12 protein-coding genes and 1 pseudogene are annotated in these 15,714 nt (G+C 62.3%); 4 read left to right on the top strand and 9 right to left on the bottom strand.

Features of this window, described 5'->3' with window-relative positions; translation table 11 throughout:
- The 9 genes from ACR0JC_RS13620 to ACR0JC_RS13580 form a co-directional block, all read right to left on the bottom strand.
- A complete protein-coding gene (locus tag ACR0JC_RS13620; RefSeq protein ID WP_170341237.1) occupies positions 1-1,257 on the bottom strand; it encodes an ABC transporter permease in 1,257 nt (418 codons plus the stop codon).
- Complete coding sequence (locus ACR0JC_RS13615) at positions 1,254-2,174, bottom strand: ABC transporter permease (protein ID WP_170341236.1); 921 nt, start codon at positions 2,172-2,174, stop codon at positions 1,254-1,256. The genes ACR0JC_RS13620 and ACR0JC_RS13615 overlap by 4 nt, the downstream gene beginning before the upstream one ends.
- 12 nt (positions 2,175-2,186) lie before the next feature.
- The gene (locus ACR0JC_RS13610; protein WP_170341232.1) at positions 2,187-3,299 is read right to left on the bottom strand and encodes an ABC transporter ATP-binding protein; all 1,113 of its coding nucleotides are present in this window, start codon (positions 3,297-3,299) and stop codon (positions 2,187-2,189) included.
- A 124-nt stretch (positions 3,300-3,423) separates the two neighbouring features.
- Positions 3,424-4,548 carry an extracellular solute-binding protein gene (locus tag ACR0JC_RS13605; RefSeq protein WP_170341229.1) on the bottom strand — a complete coding sequence of 375 codons (1,125 nt, stop codon included), beginning with the start codon at positions 4,546-4,548 and terminating at the stop codon, positions 3,424-3,426.
- 351 nt (positions 4,549-4,899) lie between these two features.
- Positions 4,900-5,982, bottom strand: a complete 1,083-nt coding sequence (locus tag ACR0JC_RS13600) for an ABC transporter ATP-binding protein (RefSeq protein ID WP_170341225.1) — start codon at positions 5,980-5,982, stop codon at positions 4,900-4,902.
- Between the two features lie 3 nt (positions 5,983-5,985).
- Positions 5,986-7,641 carry an alpha-glucosidase gene (locus ACR0JC_RS13595; RefSeq protein WP_170341223.1) on the bottom strand — a complete coding sequence of 552 codons (1,656 nt, stop codon included), beginning with the start codon at positions 7,639-7,641 and terminating at the stop codon, positions 5,986-5,988.
- A gap of 9 nt (positions 7,642-7,650) precedes the next feature.
- Positions 7,651-8,799: a carbohydrate ABC transporter permease gene (locus ACR0JC_RS13590; RefSeq protein WP_170341221.1), complete on the bottom strand. Its 1,149-nt coding sequence runs from the start codon at positions 8,797-8,799 to the stop codon at positions 7,651-7,653.
- 11 nt (positions 8,800-8,810) lie between these two features.
- Positions 8,811-9,818 (bottom strand): carbohydrate ABC transporter permease, encoded by a 1,008-nt coding sequence (locus ACR0JC_RS13585; RefSeq protein ID WP_170341219.1) that lies wholly within the window; start codon positions 9,816-9,818, stop codon positions 8,811-8,813.
- Positions 9,819-9,881: 63 nt separating this feature from the next.
- Entirely contained in the window at positions 9,882-11,150 is a 1,269-nt protein-coding gene (locus tag ACR0JC_RS13580; protein WP_170341217.1) for an ABC transporter substrate-binding protein, read from the bottom strand.
- 231 nt (positions 11,151-11,381) lie between these two features.
- On the opposite strand from ACR0JC_RS13580, the gene ACR0JC_RS13575 reads away from it, so the two are divergent.
- The 4 genes and pseudogenes from ACR0JC_RS13575 to ACR0JC_RS13560 all read left to right on the top strand — a co-directional run bounded on the left by ACR0JC_RS13575 (position 11,382) and on the right by ACR0JC_RS13560 (position 15,709).
- Positions 11,382-12,413, top strand: coding sequence for a LacI family DNA-binding transcriptional regulator (locus ACR0JC_RS13575; protein ID WP_170341215.1), 1,032 nt, complete (start codon positions 11,382-11,384; stop codon positions 12,411-12,413).
- Between the two features lie 2 nt (positions 12,414-12,415).
- Positions 12,416-13,714 (top strand): annotated as a pseudogene (locus ACR0JC_RS13570) (GH1 family beta-glucosidase); the annotation flags it as partial.
- 27 nt (positions 13,715-13,741) lie between these two features.
- A complete protein-coding gene (locus ACR0JC_RS13565) occupies positions 13,742-14,743 on the top strand; it encodes a glucokinase (protein ID WP_367647297.1) in 1,002 nt (333 codons plus the stop codon).
- Positions 14,744-14,782: 39 nt separating this feature from the next.
- Complete coding sequence (locus ACR0JC_RS13560; protein ID WP_170341209.1) at positions 14,783-15,709, top strand: carbohydrate kinase family protein; 927 nt, start codon at positions 14,783-14,785, stop codon at positions 15,707-15,709.
- Positions 15,710-15,714: the final 5 nt, after the last annotated feature.

Genomic DNA, 15,714 nt, shown 5'->3' with positions numbered 1-15,714 from the left:
CTACTCGTCGGTCTTCAGACTGTTTGGATCGAAGACGTTGCCGAACCCACTGTTGCCCGAAGGCTGATTGTCAGGCTCGGCTGAGCTTTCGTCGTCCTGACCACCCAATGTGTTCGGAGCGAACACATTGCCAAAACCGCTGTTGTTCGACGGTTTGGGCGTGGATTGCTGCGCGTCGCCTTGCTCGGCTTCGCGCTGCTTGCGCTGCTCCTCGCGTTGCTTGCGCAATTCCTGAATGCGCTGTTCGGCTTCCAGACGCTTTTCTTCCTTGACGTCCGCGATGCACTGGGCCGGGTTGTAGGCCATGGCCGTCCCGACGACAGTGATCGTTGCCACGGCAAACATGACCAGCAGCACGGCCGCCATGTTCCCCGAGAAAAAGCTGGGCAACTTGATCTTGCCCGCCAGCTCCTCGACCGTGGCTTCCTTGCGCGCGGCAGCGACCAGTTCCTGACGCTTCAACTTGGCTTCGTTCAACAGGGCGAAGAACACGGTCAGCGCCACGATGATAAAGGCCAGCGCCGAAATCGCAGGTGTAATGCCGTAGCGCACCTTCTGAGCCAGTTCGATTGTCAGTGTCGGGTATTCGCCGAACGTGAAGGTGGTGGTGTTGTAGTTCTCGAACGAGGCAAGAAACGCAAGCACCGCCGCCGAAGCAATCGCCGGGCGCATGAACGGGAGCAGGATCTTGCGAAACGCCTGTGCATGCGTTGCGCCAAGGTCCAGTGCCGCCTCGGTCAGCGCCAGGTCATATCGCTGCAGCCGGGCCACCAGAACCAACATGCAATAGCTGGCGATGAAGGTGGATTGGCCAATCACGGTCAGGAAAATACCGTTCGACAAAAAGCTGTCGGCGCCCAGCCCCAGCATCCGGTTGATCCGGTCCCAGAAGACCAGCGTCGAGATACCCAGAACAACGCCCGGGATCAGGATCGGAGCGATGATGATCGTATAGTAGGTGGCGCGCAGCTTGGGCCAGATCTGGGTCAACATCAGCGCTCCGGCCAAGCCCATCGCCACCGACAGAACCACGGTTCCCGCGCCGATGATCAACGAGTTCTTGATGCCGTTCAGGATGCGTTGGTCCTGAAACAACTCGCCAAACCACTGGAAGGTCAGGCATTCCCACGGGCTCATGCGCGGGAAACCGGACGAGTTGAAGGCGGTGATCGACATGATCACCAGGGGACCCAGCAGGTAGGCGAAGAAGATCGCCAGATAGACCCAGATGCTGATACGGAGGAAGGACATGTTCATTTCCCGATATCCCCCATGTTCACCTTGAACAGGCGCATCATTGCCAGCACGAACAGGATACAGGTGACCAGCAGAACGATGGCGTAGGCTGCGCCTTGTGGCCAGTCGTTGTTGTCATTGAACTGCTGATAGATCAGTTGCGTGAACCACAGACTGGACGGCCCACCCAGGATTTGAGGTGCGGCCAGCGCACCGGCCGACAGCATGAACACCATCGTACAGCCAGAACTGATGCCAGGCTTGGCATAGGGAATGACCACCCTCCAGTGGATCCGCCACCACGGAGCGCCCAAGTCGCGCGCCGCTTCGATCTGGTTTCCATCCAGGCTTTCGATGACGTTGTACATCGGGAAGATCATCAGCAGGATGTACGCGTAGCCGAGGCCCGCATAGAGCGCGATGTCGTTGCGAATGAAATCGAACGGCGTGTCCCAGATCCCCAATCCGACGAACAGCGTGTTCAAAACACCCGTCTCTCCGAAGATGATACGCAGCGCAAAGGCACGCAGGATCTCGTTGATCCAATAGGGGATGATCAGCATGATCGCGAAGATACGGATGTGATTGCCCTTGGACTGACCCAGGTAATAGGCAATCGGATAGCAAATGATCAGGTTGAAGATCGTCACGCAGACCGCGGCGATCAACGTCCGGAAGAAAACGCGCAGATCAACGGCGTTGTAGGACTGGCTACCGCCTTCCGGCCCGTAGATCAGGTATTTGTAGTTCTCCAGCGTGTACACGTCCTTGGGGCCGCCGATTTCCGGGGGCGGCAGGTTGGGACGGAAGGAAAAGTCCAGCATCGACAGCTGCGGCAGGATGATCAGGCCGATCGTCCAGAACAGGACAAGTCCCAAAATCGCGAGCCCCATGCCGAAACCGTTGTGGTTGAAGAAGTCCCTGAGGAAGCCAGGCATCGTCGGGCCTCCTTATTCCGCAGCCAGCTCACCCGCCGGAACGACAACCGCGTTGCGGGTTTCGTATTCCAGCGTGATGTTCTGCCCGGTGTGATCTTTAAACGACTGCCCGTGGTTCGGGATCGAGACCTTGATCTCCTTGCCGCCCTCTCCTTCGGTGAAGATGTTGAAGACGTTGCCTTCGAATTCCTCGTGGGTTACCCGCGCCGTGACGAAGTGATCGCCGCTCGTCCCCTCGGGTGCAATCGAGAACGCCTCGGGTCGGATGAACATCATGGCGTCGTCACCTTCGGCCAACTTGCCCTGATTGGCGGTCGATATCCGCGCCACCAGATCGCCGGACCGGTTGGTCGAGATCAGGGCCTCTTCGCCCATCACTCTTTTGACCTTGCCGCGGAAGACGTTGTTTTCGCCCACGAACGAGGCGGCAAAAGCGGTTGTCGGGTCGTTGTAGATGGTCTTGCCATCGGCGATCTGGTCGATCACGCCAGCGCGCATCACGGCGATGTTGTCCGACATGGTCAGGGCCTCACCCTGGTCATGGGTGATGTAGATGAAGGTGATGCCCACACGCTGCTGGATCTCGCGCAGTTCGGTGCGCATGTGCTGGCGCAGCTTGAGGTCCAGCGCCGACAGCGGTTCGTCCAGCAGCAGCACGTCCGGTTCGGCGCACAGGGCGCGCGCGATGGCGACACGCTGGCGCTGGCCGCCCGACAATTCGCTGGGCAGCTTGTCGCCCTGACCCGGCAGCGCGATCATGTCCAGCAGCTCATCCGCGCGTTTGCGGCGCTCGGCGGCGCTGGCGCCCTTGATCTCCATCGAAAAGGTAATGTTCTCCCAGACCTTCATCAGCGGAAACAGCGCAAGGTTCTGGAAGATCAACGCGGTCGGGCGCTTGTTCGGCCCGATGCCCTTCATGTTCTTTCCACCGATCAGCACATTGCCTTCGCTGGGCTCCAGGAACCCGGACACCGCGCGCAGGATCGTGGTCTTGCCGCAGCCCGAAGGCCCAAGGAACGAAAAGAAATCGCCCCCGTTGATGTTCACGTTCGCATCTCGCACAGCGACAAAATCGCCAAAGCGGATCCACAGGTTTTCCAGATCGACTCCGATCCCTGCACTCATTTTTGGTATCTCCCTGTGATGCAGCTTCAGGCCGCACCGCATCGTTGTCCGTCACGCGGGGCAAACGCGTGCGGGGTCCAAAGGCCCCCCGCGCGACAACGCGAGGGGCGCGATCTCAAGGCGATCAGGCGCTCTTGAACTTGTTGACGAACTCGGTCCGGGTCTCGGCGTACCAAGGTGCTTCGGCAGGCCACGGGTTCAGGTTGGCCAGCGAGTCGCCCGGATAGGCCTCGGCAAAGTTCTTCTTGTAGGTGTCGCCCGAATACTGGTCGGCACCCAGAACCGGCGAGTTGTAGCCGTGGCTGTCGATCGCGACACCGGCCGGTTTGGCCTGATAGGCGAAGTCGATGAAGGCGTAGACTTGGTCGATATTGGTTGCACCGGTCGGCATCGACATGCCGTCGACCCAAGCCATCGCACCCTCGACCGGAGCCTGGTAGTGCACCGGTTCGCCCGCGGATTTCAGTGCCAGCGGCGGGCCATCCCAAGTCTGTCCGACGACAACCCCTTCGTTCAGCAGGCCGTTCTTCTGGGTGTCGGCGTCGTTCCAGATCAGTTTGATCCGGTCCTTGCGGGCGATGCACCAGTCGGTGATTTGACCCCAGACCTTGCGCATGGTGTCTTCGTCGCCATATGCGGCCCAAACCGAGCCGGGCTCCATCTCGCCGATGCGCTCCATGTACAGGCCTGCGCCCAGCATCATCGAATGCGCGCGACCCATGGTCTTGCCGGCGTTTTCTTCCGACCAGACGTCACCATAGGACGGAGCGTCGCCTTCGGGCAGCCACAGGTCGGTCCGATAGGCTATGCCTTCGGTACCCCAGATATGCGGCAGCCAATGCGCGCCGCTGTCACCGAAGTTCCAGGCATCGGTGCCGATCTTGGCCATCGCCGGGTTGACCTTGTCGATCGGAACCCTGTTCATGTCGAACGGCTGCAGAAGCTCCAGCGGCTCCCACTGCAGCGACCGGTTGTTGGTCGGCGAAACGATGTCAAAGCCCTGGCCCTTGGTGGCCTTCATCTTGTTGATGATCTCTTCGTTCGAACCGATACCGGTGTAGTTCACCTTGATCCCGGTCAGGGTTTCGAACTCTTCGATGAAGCTGGGCGGCAGGTAATCCGACCACATCAGGATGTTGACTTCGCCCGAAGATGCCAGGGCGCTTTTGCTGTACAGAGGTGCCGCCAGCGCTGCGGCGCCGGCCCCTTTCAACACCGTACGACGGCTGAAGTTTGACGATTTGGTCATTCGTGTTTCTCCCGTGTTTGGACTGAGTTTTGTTTTTTATCCGTGCGTCACGTTAGAGTTTTGCGGTCGCCCCGTCAGTCCAAAAAGTGACAGTTTGCGAAATTCTTAGGTCCAGTTCCCTTGGAAGACTAAGCCCGGAGCCCGCCCAAACAGGGCGCGACTCTGCTGGAATTCGCGCGAGGATCATATATCAAAAGGGCCGACGATACCTAGCGGCGCATCGGAACTGGCCTCATGTCACACAGGAAGATCACGCGAATTTTTTGCGCATCCGCCTAATCTATGCGCATCATTTCAGCCGCAAAAAACGATTTGCGACAAATTCAGACCAGAATCACGACGAGGTCCGAGCTATTTGCGCATTGACCGACCGTCATGGAACAGGTGGATCTTCTCCGGCGCGGCAGTCACCGAAACCGTCTGGCCACGCAAGCCACGATGGATGCCCGGCAGTTTGCCGATCACCGACTCGGCGCCGGGGGCTTTCGCGAAATAGAGCAACGTCACCTCGCCCAATGCTTCGGTAAAGTCCACGGTCCCGGTCAGGATGGGGTCACCTTCCGCGACCACCAGATCCTCGGGCCGGACGCCCACATTGACCTTCTTGCCGGCGTCGGCGTCCCGTGTCGGGATGGCCGACACCGCCGTGCCGCCGGAATCCAGCGCGACGGTCGTGGTGGCGCCGGTGCCGGTGATCGTGCCCGGCAGCAGGTTCATGGCGGGCGAGCCGATGAACTGGGCCACGAATTCGTTGTCGGGCGTCTCGTACAGCTCCAGCGGCGTGCCGACCTGCGCGATGCCCTTGTTGGCCAGAACCACGATCCGGCTGGCCAGGGTCATTGCCTCGACCTGGTCGTGAGTGACATAGATCATCGTGCTGTCAGGCATCGCCTCTTTCAGGCGCGCGATCTCGATCCGCGTGGCCACCCGCAGGGCGGCATCCAGGTTCGACAGTGGCTCGTCGAACAGATAGACCTTGGGGTCGCGCACGATGGCCCGGCCGATGGCGACCCGCTGACGCTGACCGCCCGACAGGGCCTTGGGCAGCCGGTCCAGAAACGGTTCAAGCTGCAGGATCTGCGCCGCGCGGTTCACCGCCGCGTCGATCTGATCGGCGGGCATCTTGGCGATTTTCAGAGCAAAGGCCATGTTCTCGCGCACGGTCATATGCGGATACAGCGCGTAGCTTTGGAACACCATGGCGATGCCGCGCTGTGCCGGGGGCACGTCGTTCATCACCTGCCCCTCGATCTCCAGCGTCCCGCCCGAAATGCGTTCCAGCCCCGCGATCATCCGCAGCAGGGTGGACTTGCCGCAGCCCGAGGGGCCGACGAACACGATCAATTCGCCGCGCTCGATCTCGAGGTTGATGTCCTTCAGGACATCGACATTGCCATAGGTCTTGGCGACATCGGTCAGCTTGAGCTCGGACATGGGTTACCCTTTCTCTCGGACCATCAGGCGGAATTGCGAGGGCGCCAGCGTAGCGCAGCCCTGCGCCTCAACTGCGCCCAGATCCTGACCGATGCAGCGCCAGTTGCCGTCTGGCAGGTCGATTTCCGCGGCGCCATCGCCCAGGTTGAAGGCGCAGAACACTTGCTGGCTGTCATCCTCACGCAGGAAGCTGAGGATCGGGCCGGTTTCGCGCATGTCGGCCTGGGTGCCATACATCAGCGCCGGATATTCATGGCGCAAAGCGATAGCACGGCGATAGTGGTTCAGCACCGACTGCGGGTCGGCGTCCATCCGGTCCACGGCGCGCTCGGCCTGCGCGGTGCTGACGGGCAGCCAGGGCGCACCGGTGGTAAAGCCCGACTGTTCGTACTGCGCAGCCCAGACCATGGGCGTGCGGCAGCCGTCGCGGCCCTTGTATTCAGGCCAGAACTCGATGCCATAGGGGTCCTGCAGGTGCTCAAAGGGCACGTCGGCCTCGGGCAGGCCCAGCTCTTCGCCCTGATACAGGCAGGCCGAGCCGCGCAGGCACATCATCAGAACCGCGTGCTGCCGGATGCCGGCCTCGTCCAGATCCCAGCGCGAGGCGTGGCGCTGTACGTCGTGGTTGGAGAACGCCCAGCACGGCCAGGCGTCGCCGGCCTTGGACAGAAGCTGGTCGAACACGTGCTTGGTGTATTCGGCCGTCAGGCGGCGTTTTTCCAGAAATTCAAAGGCATAGCACATGTGCATGCGCTTGTCGCCACGGGTGTATTCGCCCATGATCTCGAGCCCGCGCTGTGCGTCGCCAACCTCGCCCAGACAGGCGCGGCCGTCATATTGATCGGTCAGAGCGCGCAGCCGTTCAAGGAAGGCGATGTTTTCCGGCTGGCTCTTGGAATACAGGTGGTCCTGATGGTTGTAGGGGTTGACCATCGGCGCGATGGTTGCGTTGCGCTGATCCAGCGGCAGCGCCGGGTTGTCGCGCAGTTGCGCGTCGTGGAAGTAGAAGTTGATCGTGTCCAGCCGGAACCCGTCAACGCCCATGTCCAGCCAGAACCGCGCCACGTCCAGCAGCGCGTCCTGCACGTCGGGGTTGTGGAAATTCAGGTCCGGCTGCGAGGTCAGGAAGTTGTGCAGGTAGTACTGCTGCCGGCGCGTATCCCACTGCCAGGCCGAGCCGCCGAAGATCGACAGCCAGTTGTTGGGAGGGGTCCCGTCAGGCTTGGGGTCGGCCCAGACGTACCAGTCGGCCTTGGGGTTCTCGCGATTGCTGCGGCTTTCGACGAACCACGGATGCTGGTCCGAGGTATGCGACAGAACCAGGTCGATCATCACCCGCAGACCCAGACCATGGGCGCGGTCCAGCAACGTCTGGAAATCCTCCATCGTGCCGAACATCGGATCGATGGCGCGATAGTCGCTGACATCGTACCCGAAATCCTTCATCGGCGACTTGAAGAAGGGCGAGATCCAGATCGCATCGACCCCCAGACCGGCGATGTAATCCAGCCGCTGGGTAATGCCCCGCAGGTCTCCGATGCCGTCGCCGTTGCTGTCCTGAAAGCTGCGCGGGTAGATCTGATAGATCACGCCGCCGCGCCACCAGTCGGACGCCGTCTTGGTTGAATGCTTGAGGTCCACGTTGTTCTGCACGTTCATCACACGCCCTTATTTGACTGAACCGGCCAGCAATCCGCGGACCAGGTATTTCTGCATTGCAAAGAAGACGACCAGCGGCACCGCGATCGACACGAATGCGGCCGTGGCCAGGATTTCCCAGTTGCCGCCACGGGTGCCCAGAAGCTCGACGATACTGTTGGTCATCACGGTAGTCTCGCCGGATGCGTCGATCAGGAACACCTTGGCCACCAGCAGGTCGTTCCATGTCCACAGGAACTGGAAGATGGCGAACGAGGCCAGCGCCGGAAAGCTCAGCGGCAGGATCAGCTTGGTGAAGATTTGAAATTCGGTGGCGCCATCGACCCGCGCATTCTCGATCAGGTCGCGGGGCAGCCCGGCCATGTAGTTGCGCAGAAGATAGATCGCCAGCGGCATGCCAAAGCCGGTATGGGCCAGCCAGACGCCCAGATACCCTTTGCCGATGCCTATGTTCAGGTGGAATTTCAGCAGCGGGATCAGCGCCAACTGCAAGGGAACCACCAGCAGACCGACCACCGCGGCGATCAACAGCGCACGGCCCGGGAAATCCATCCAGGCCAGCGCATAGGCCGCGAAAGCCGCCACCAGGATCGGAATGATCGTGGCCGGAATCGTGACCGTCAACGTGTTGAAGAACGCCTTGGCCATGCTGTCAGTGCTGTCCTCGGCCAGCAGGACCTTGTGGTAGTTGTCCAGCGTGAACTCGGGCGGCAACTCGGCGGTCACGAAGACGCGCGACCCACGGCTGCCGGTGAATGCTTGGGTGTTCTCCATCCGGTAGTCGCCATTGGCCTGAACGGTGATCGTACCGCCCTTGCGCAGTTCGGCGGTCTGGCCCGGCTCAAACGCATCGATCTCGCGCGAGCTGATGCCCCATTTCGAGATGCGCGCCTTGGTTCCGGCGTCGAACAGGTTGCCCTCGATCACATACAGGCCGTTTTTCTGCATCTGGGTGTCGGGCGCGGCGCTGCGCAGCGTCAGGTTCTGCTCGGACGGGAAAATCGCCCGCCACCAGCCGCTGGTCGCGATCTGGTCCGCCGTGCGAAACGACGAGATGAACAGGCCCAGCGTGGGCACCACCCACAGCACCACCAGAAACAGAACCGAGGCATGTACGGCCCATCTGAGCGCCGGGCGGGTTCCTGCGATCTCACTCATGACGCGCCCTCCTATTCCATTTCCTTGCGCGCGTTGCGCACGTTCCAAACAAGGATCGGGGTCACCAGCAGCATGATGACCATGGCCGAGGCCGAACCCACGCCCCAGTCATTGGCGCGGAACAGCTTGTCGAACATGTAGTTGGCCAAGACCTGTGTCTCCCACTGGCCGTTGGTCATGGCGAAAACGATGTCGAACACCTTCAGCACGACGATGGTGATCGTGGTCCACACAACCAGAATCGTGGTCTTGATCTGCGGCACCTTGATCTTGAAGAAGATCTGGAACGGGCTGGCGCCATCCAGAATGGCGGCTTCGACCGTTTCTTCGGGAATGCCGCGCAGGGCCGCCGACAGGATCACCATGGCAAAGCCCGTCTGAATCCAGACCAGCACGATCATCAGGAAGAAATTGTTCCAGAACGGAATCGTCAGCCAGGTCTGCGGGTCGGTTCCGCCAAAGAAGATGTACAGGGCATTCAGCATGCCGATCTGGTCCTGCTCGACCGGGCGGGTGTCATAGACAAGCTTCCAGATCACCGATGCGCCCACGAACGAGATCGCCATCGGCATGAAGATCAGAGATTTGGCGACATTGCCCCATCGGATGCGGTCGGTCAGCTGGGCGACCAACAGGCCAAATGCTGTCGAAAGCGCCGGGACCACGATCAGCCACAGCATGTTGTTGCGCATCGCTTCCCAGAATTTGGGCTCTCCCATCATCTGGGCGTAGTTGTCCAGACCCACCCACTCGTATCCGCCGCCGGGCACCCGGTCGGTCAGGGACAGGCGTAGCGTTTCCACCACAGGGTAGGCCAGGTACAGCCCCAGCGCGACCAGAGCGGGCAAAAGAAACAACCATGGCCGGACCATGTTTGCCCGATTGATGTTGCGTCCGGCGTTCGGGCCGCGCGGCGGGAACAGAACCTTGTCCAGAAACTGGTTGGACAGGTAGAAGTACCCAACGCAGCCGGATACGCCGATGGCGATCGTCAGCAGACCTTGCAATGCGGGATGCATGTCACCCTCCCTGGCGACAATGGGTCGGGCAACCCGGAGGTCGGATTGCCCGGTTTCATGGCTTTACTGGATCGCGTCCCAAGACGCCTGGATCTCGTCCGCCACGTCTTGCGCGGGTTTGCCACCGGCATAGTCGACCATGCCCGTCCAGAACGTGCCTGCGCCAACCGCACCCGGCATCAGGTCGGACCCGTCAAAGCGGAAGGTGGTCGCACCCAGAAGAATGTCGTTCATTTTCTTCAGTGTCGGATCCGAGAAGGCCGAGGTGTCGACACCCTTGTGCGGGGTCAAAAAGCCGCTGAGCGCCATCCAGGTCTCATGCGCCTCTGGCGTCTGCAGATAGGCGATCAGGTCATGCGCGGCGGGGCTGTCATTGGTGATCGCCCACAGGGTGCCAGCGCCCAGTACCGGGCTGCCCAGATCCTTGCTTTCATAAGCCGGGAAGTAGAAGAAATCGGCATCTTCACCCACGACCGTGCCTTCGGGGAAGAAAGCCGGGATGAACGAGGCCTGACGGTGCATGTAGCACTGCGGCGGCGAGCTGAACATGCCTTTGGGGCTGTCGCGGAAATCCGTGGTTGCAACCGCACCGGCCCCACCGGCGACGTACTCGTCATTGCGGGCGAATGCGCCGAATTCCTCGATCGCGGCCACGACCTTGGGATCGTTGAACTTCAGCTCGTTGGCAACCCACGCGTCATAATCCTCGGGGGATTGGGTGCGCAGCATCATATCCTCGACCCAGTCGGTTGCAGGCCAGCCAGTTGCGCCACCCGACCCCAGACCGATGCACCAGGGCGTGCCGCCATCGGCGACGATCTGGTCGGTCAGGGCTTTGAGCTCTTCCATCGTGGTCGGAACTTCATATCCCGCGTCCTCGAAATTCTCGGGCACGTACCAGACCAGCGATTTCACATCGACCTTGTAGAAGAAGCCGTAGAGATGATCTTGGCCGTCCGGGCCGGCATAGGTGCCCAGATCGACCCAGGACTGGCCCGCTGCATAGTTGTCCCGGATCCAGTCGGCGGTCCCGTCAGCAAGCGGTGTCAGAAACCCGGCCTTGGCCATGTCGGCCGCCAGACCAGGCTGGGGGAACACGGCGATGTTCGGGGCCGACCCGGCCTCGGCGTCGATGCGGATCTGCTGCTCGAAGCTGTCCGACCCGACATAGGCATATTCATGACCGGTGGCAGCGGCAAATCCGTCCAAAACCTTTTCGACATTTTCCTGGTCCGGACCAAGCCATGGGCCGAACACGGTGACCTTTTCGGCCTGTGCCGCGCCCGCCATCAGGGCGACCATGGCCGCACCTGCCAAAAGCGAGTGTTTCATTGATTTTCCTCCCAACTGTATCCGCGCGTGTGAGACTCAGTTTTCAAAGCGCTTTGAATGCGGCCGTTATCCGCTAACATGTTGGCCCTGTCAATGACTAGATTTCGGTGCAGGCAGACAGCGTCCATGTTTTCCTGGCATATCGCGGATAATGGCAAAACAACTTGACGCAAGCAGCAAATCCCCACACAACAGGGCGCACACAAGCATTGAAAGCGTTTTGAAACCGCTATGAACCTCAAACAGCTCTCTCAGATCCTGGGTCTGTCACAGACGACGGTCAGCCGCGCGCTGAACGGTTACCCGGAGGTGAATGAAGAGACTCGCATGCGGGTTCAGGCGGCGGCGGCCAAACATGGCTATCGGCCGAACGCCCGCGCCAAGGGGCTGGCGACGGGTCGGTCGATGGTGATCGGCCACGTGATCCCAAGCTCGTCGCGCCACGAGATGGTAAACCCGATCTTCGGCGATTTCGTCGCCGGCGCGGTCAAGAAATATGCCGAGCACGGCTACGACATGATGTTCACCAATGCCGACGACACCTCGATCGAAGACGCCTATCGCAGCCTGTTCCAACGCGGTGCGGTCGACGGCGTGGTGCTGCAGGGCCCCAAGGTGAACGAGCCGCGGATCGAGGTTCTGACCCGCATGCAGGTGCCGTTCATCGTGCATGGCCGGTCGACCAGCGTCAGCGTGCCCTATGACTGGATAGACGTGAACAACAAAAGCTCGTTCCTGCGCGCGACCCGCTTTCTGATCGACCTGGGCCACAGGAGGATCGCGCTGATCAACGGTCTGGAAGACATGGACTTTGCCCAAAGGCGCCGCGACGGGTACCTCGAGGCGCTGAAACAGGCCGGTCTGTCGCCCGACCCGGCCCTGATGCGCAGCGCCGAGATGACCGAAGTCTATGGCCATCACGAAACCCGCGACATGCTGCGACTCGACGATCCGCCGACCGCGATCCTGACCTCGTCGATGATCTCGGCCATCGGAGTGCGGCGCGCGCTGGACGAGGCCGGACTGAAAATGGGCCGCGATGTTTCGGTAATCGCCCATGACGATGACCTGTCCTATCTGAAGAACGGGCAGGACGTTCCGATCTTTACGGCCACCCGGTCTTCGGTGCGCCACGCCGGCGAACTGGCCGCCGAGATGCTGATCGAGCGCATCCGCGCGCCCCACGACCCGGCCAAGACTAGATTGCTCGAGGCCGAACTGGTAGTCGGCGGCTCGACCGGTCCCGCCCCCAACAGGTTCTGAACATGAAATATACCCGCGCTGATTTCCCCAAAGACTTCCTCTTTGGTGTCGCAACCTCGGCCTATCAGATCGAAGGCCACGCACAGGGCGGCGCCGGCCCGACCCATTGGGACAGTTTCGCGGCCACGCCCGGCAACGTAGTGCGCGCCGAAAACGGCGATCTCGCCTGCGACCACCTGCACCGGTTCGAACAGGATTTCGACCTGATCCGCGAGGCCGGGTTCGATTGCTATCGCTTTTCCACCAGCTGGGCGCGCGTGCTGCCCGAAGGGCGCGGGCCGGTGAACCAGGCTGGGCTGGACTATTATGACCGGCTGGCCGACGCCCTGCTGGAACGCGGCATCCGCCCCTGCGCCACCCTGTATCATTGGGAGCTGCCCTCGGCGCTGGCCGATCTGGGCGGCTGGCGCAACCGCGACATCGCCGACTGGTTCGCCGATTTCACCGAGATCATCATGGGCCGCATCGGCGACCGCATGTACAGCGTCGCCCCGATCAACGAGCCCTGGTGCGTCAGCTGGCTGAGCCATTTCGAAGGCCACCACGCCCCCGGCCTGCGCGACATCCGTGCCACGGCCCGCGCCATGCATCACGTCCTTCTGGCCCACGGCCGCGCGATTCAGGCAATGCGGGGCCTTGGCATGTCGAACCTGGGCGCGGTGTTCAACCTGGAATGGGCCGAACCCGCCGATGACACCCCCGAGGCCCGCGCGGCCGCCGATCTGTATGACGGCATCTACAACCGGTTCTTCCTGGGCGGCGTGTTCAACAAGGCCTACCCCGAGAATGTCCTGCAGGGGCTGCAGGCCCACCTGCCCGACGGATGGCAGGATGATTTCGACACGATCGGCACCCCGGTCGACTGGTGCGGGCTGAACTACTATACCCGCAAGCTGATCGCGCCCGCCGACACGCCCTGGCCCAGCCTGCAAGAGGTCCCCGGCCCCCTGCCCAAGACGCAGATGGGGTGGGAGATCGAGCCAAGCGCGCTGACCCGGTTCCTGACCCGTACGGCCCGGGACTACACGGGCGATCTGCCGATCTATGTCACCGAAAACGGCATGGCCAGCCCCGAGCGGCAGCAGGATGACGACCGCATCGACTATCTGAATCAGCATCTGGCGGCGGTGCAGGACGCGCTGGATCAGGGCGTTCCGGTCAAGGGCTATTTCATCTGGTCGCTGCTGGACAATTACGAATGGGCGCTGGGATACGAAAAGCGGTTCGGCCTGGTCGATGTCGATTTCGACACGCTGGAACGGCGCCCCAAGGCCTCGTTCCGAGCGGTCCAGGCCGCCTTGGCCAAGGGCGATCCGGTCTCGGTTCCGATGGCGCAGCCCAGGGGCGCGATGCACGACCACTGGAACCTGGTGGCCGATATCGGCGGCACCAACACGCGGCTGGGGGTCGTCACCAATGGCACGCTCACCGATCTGCGCAAATCGCCCACCGGCACCCTGCCCGAGTTTCTGGCCGCTCTGCACGACCTGTGCGCCGAGATCGGAACGCCGCCGCGCGCCGTGGTCGCCGCGGGCGCAGGCCCGGTGCGCAATGGCACGATCCGCCTGACCAATGCCAATCTGGATCTGTCCGAGGCTGACATCGCCACGGCCACCGGCGCGGACCACACCTTTGTCATCAACGACTTCACCGCCGCCGCGTGGTCGGTGGCCGAGATCACGGGCGATGACGTGCAGGCCCTGCAGGGCGACCCGACCCCGCCCACGGGCACTCGACTGGTGGTTGGCCCCGGCACCGGGCTGGGCGTCGGCGCGCTTTTGTATTCCGAAGGCCACTATCACACCGTCTCGGGCGAGGGCGGCCATGTCGGCCTGTCACCCCGCACCCGCGACGAGGTGGACGTGTTCGAAGCCGCCCGCCGGATCGCGCCCGAGTGTTTCTTTGGCGACTGCCTGACGCTCGAGGCCGAGATGTTCCTCAGCGGTACGGGCCTGCCGATCCTGTACCGCGCCGCGGGCATGGCCGCTGGCCAACCCGACACGCCAGACCTACCCGCCAAGGACATCCTGCAGGCCGCGCGCGACGGGTCCGATCCGCTCGCCATGCGCGCCGCGCAGATCTTCACCACCCATCTGGGCGCCGTGATGGGCGACATGGCCGTGACCGTGATGCCCACAGGCGGCGTCTTCTTGGTGGGCGGCGTGGCCGAGAAGAACCGCTGGTTGTTCGGCGACGACTTCCTGGCGGCCTTCAACGCCGGAGGCCGGTTCGACGCGCTGCGGCAGGGCTTTGGCGTTTATGTGTCGGAACAGGCCGAATTTGGCATTGTTGGCGCTAACAACTTCTGCAAAAATGCGCTCGCGCGGTAAACTCACCGCCTGATCTTTGCAGAAGGAAGGAGCCGGGACATGATCCTGTGCTGTGGCGAGGCCCTGATCGACATGATCGCAGAGCCGACGGTTTCGGGCGCGCAAGGTTTCGTGCCGCATTCGGGCGGGGCGGTGTTCAATACCGCCATCGCCTTGGGCCGGCTGGATGCGCCTGCCGGAATGCTGACCGGGTTGTCGAGCGACATGTTCGGCGAGCAACTGGCGCAGGCCCTGAAAGACAGTCATGTGGATGGCTCGCAGGTTGTTCTATCGGACCGTCCGACCACGCTGGCCTTCGTGCAGCTGCAGGACGGGCACGCCACCTATACCTTCGTCGATGAAAACTCGGCCGGGCGGATGCTGCGCCCCGAGGACATGCCGGACCAGTTGACCGCGACCTCGGCGCTGTATTTCGGCGGCATCAGCCTGGCCTGCGAGCCCTGCGCCGATGCCTATGCCGCCCTGCTGGACCGCCACGGGGCCGAGCGCGCGGTGATGATCGACCCCAACATCCGCCCCGGCTTCATCCAGGACCAGACCCGCTATCGCACCCGGCTGAACCGGATGATCGCGCAGGCCGACATCGTCAAGGTCTCGGACGAAGATCTGGACTGGATCGTCCCCGGCCCTGAAACGCTGGAGGAAAAAGTGCCGCTGCTGCTGCAGGCCGGCCCCGCCGTGGTCATCGTCACCCGCGGCAGCCGGGGCGCGACCGGGTATCTGGCCGATGGCCGCACGGTTTCGGTGCCGGTCACGCCGGTTCAGGTGGTCGATACGGTGGGCGCGGGCGACACGTTCAACGCCGGGGTGTTGGCGCAACTGCACCGCGCCGGGCTGCTGACCAAACAGGCGCTCCGTGCGATCTCGCCCGACGACCTGCGCACCGCGCTGGAACTTGGCGGCAAGGTCGCCGCCGTCACCGTATCCCGCGCCGGGGCCAACCCGCCCTGGGCTCACGAGCTGTAATTCAT

The sequence above is a fragment of the Ruegeria sp. CH5 genome, assembly GCF_056537025.1.
The sequence above is the reverse complement of the archived record's forward strand: the minus strand, read 5'-3'. Positions and strand labels throughout refer to the sequence as shown.

Excerpts from the sequence above, each read along its gene's own strand:
- ACR0JC_RS13560 (WP_170341209.1), top strand. The coding sequence starts at position 14,783 with ATGATCCTGTGCTGTGGCGAGGCCCTGATCGACATGATCGCAGAGCCG.
- ACR0JC_RS13565 (WP_367647297.1), top strand. The coding sequence starts at position 13,742 with ATGGCGCAGCCCAGGGGCGCGATGCACGACCACTGGAACCTGGTGGCC.
- ACR0JC_RS13605 (WP_170341229.1), bottom strand. The coding sequence starts at position 4,548 with ATGACCAAATCGTCAAACTTCAGCCGTCGTACGGTGTTGAAAGGGGCC.
- ACR0JC_RS13595 (WP_170341223.1), bottom strand. The coding sequence starts at position 7,641 with ATGAACGTGCAGAACAACGTGGACCTCAAGCATTCAACCAAGACGGCG.
- ACR0JC_RS13580 (WP_170341217.1), bottom strand. The coding sequence starts at position 11,150 with ATGAAACACTCGCTTTTGGCAGGTGCGGCCATGGTCGCCCTGATGGCG.
- ACR0JC_RS13600 (WP_170341225.1), bottom strand. The coding sequence starts at position 5,982 with ATGTCCGAGCTCAAGCTGACCGATGTCGCCAAGACCTATGGCAATGTC.
- ACR0JC_RS13575 (WP_170341215.1), top strand. The coding sequence starts at position 11,382 with ATGAACCTCAAACAGCTCTCTCAGATCCTGGGTCTGTCACAGACGACG.
- ACR0JC_RS13615 (WP_170341236.1), bottom strand. The coding sequence starts at position 2,174 with ATGCCTGGCTTCCTCAGGGACTTCTTCAACCACAACGGTTTCGGCATG.
- ACR0JC_RS13585 (WP_170341219.1), bottom strand. The coding sequence starts at position 9,818 with ATGCATCCCGCATTGCAAGGTCTGCTGACGATCGCCATCGGCGTATCC.
- ACR0JC_RS13610 (WP_170341232.1), bottom strand. The coding sequence starts at position 3,299 with ATGAGTGCAGGGATCGGAGTCGATCTGGAAAACCTGTGGATCCGCTTT.
- ACR0JC_RS13620 (WP_170341237.1), bottom strand. The coding sequence starts at position 1,257 with ATGAACATGTCCTTCCTCCGTATCAGCATCTGGGTCTATCTGGCGATC.
- ACR0JC_RS13590 (WP_170341221.1), bottom strand. The coding sequence starts at position 8,799 with ATGAGTGAGATCGCAGGAACCCGCCCGGCGCTCAGATGGGCCGTACAT.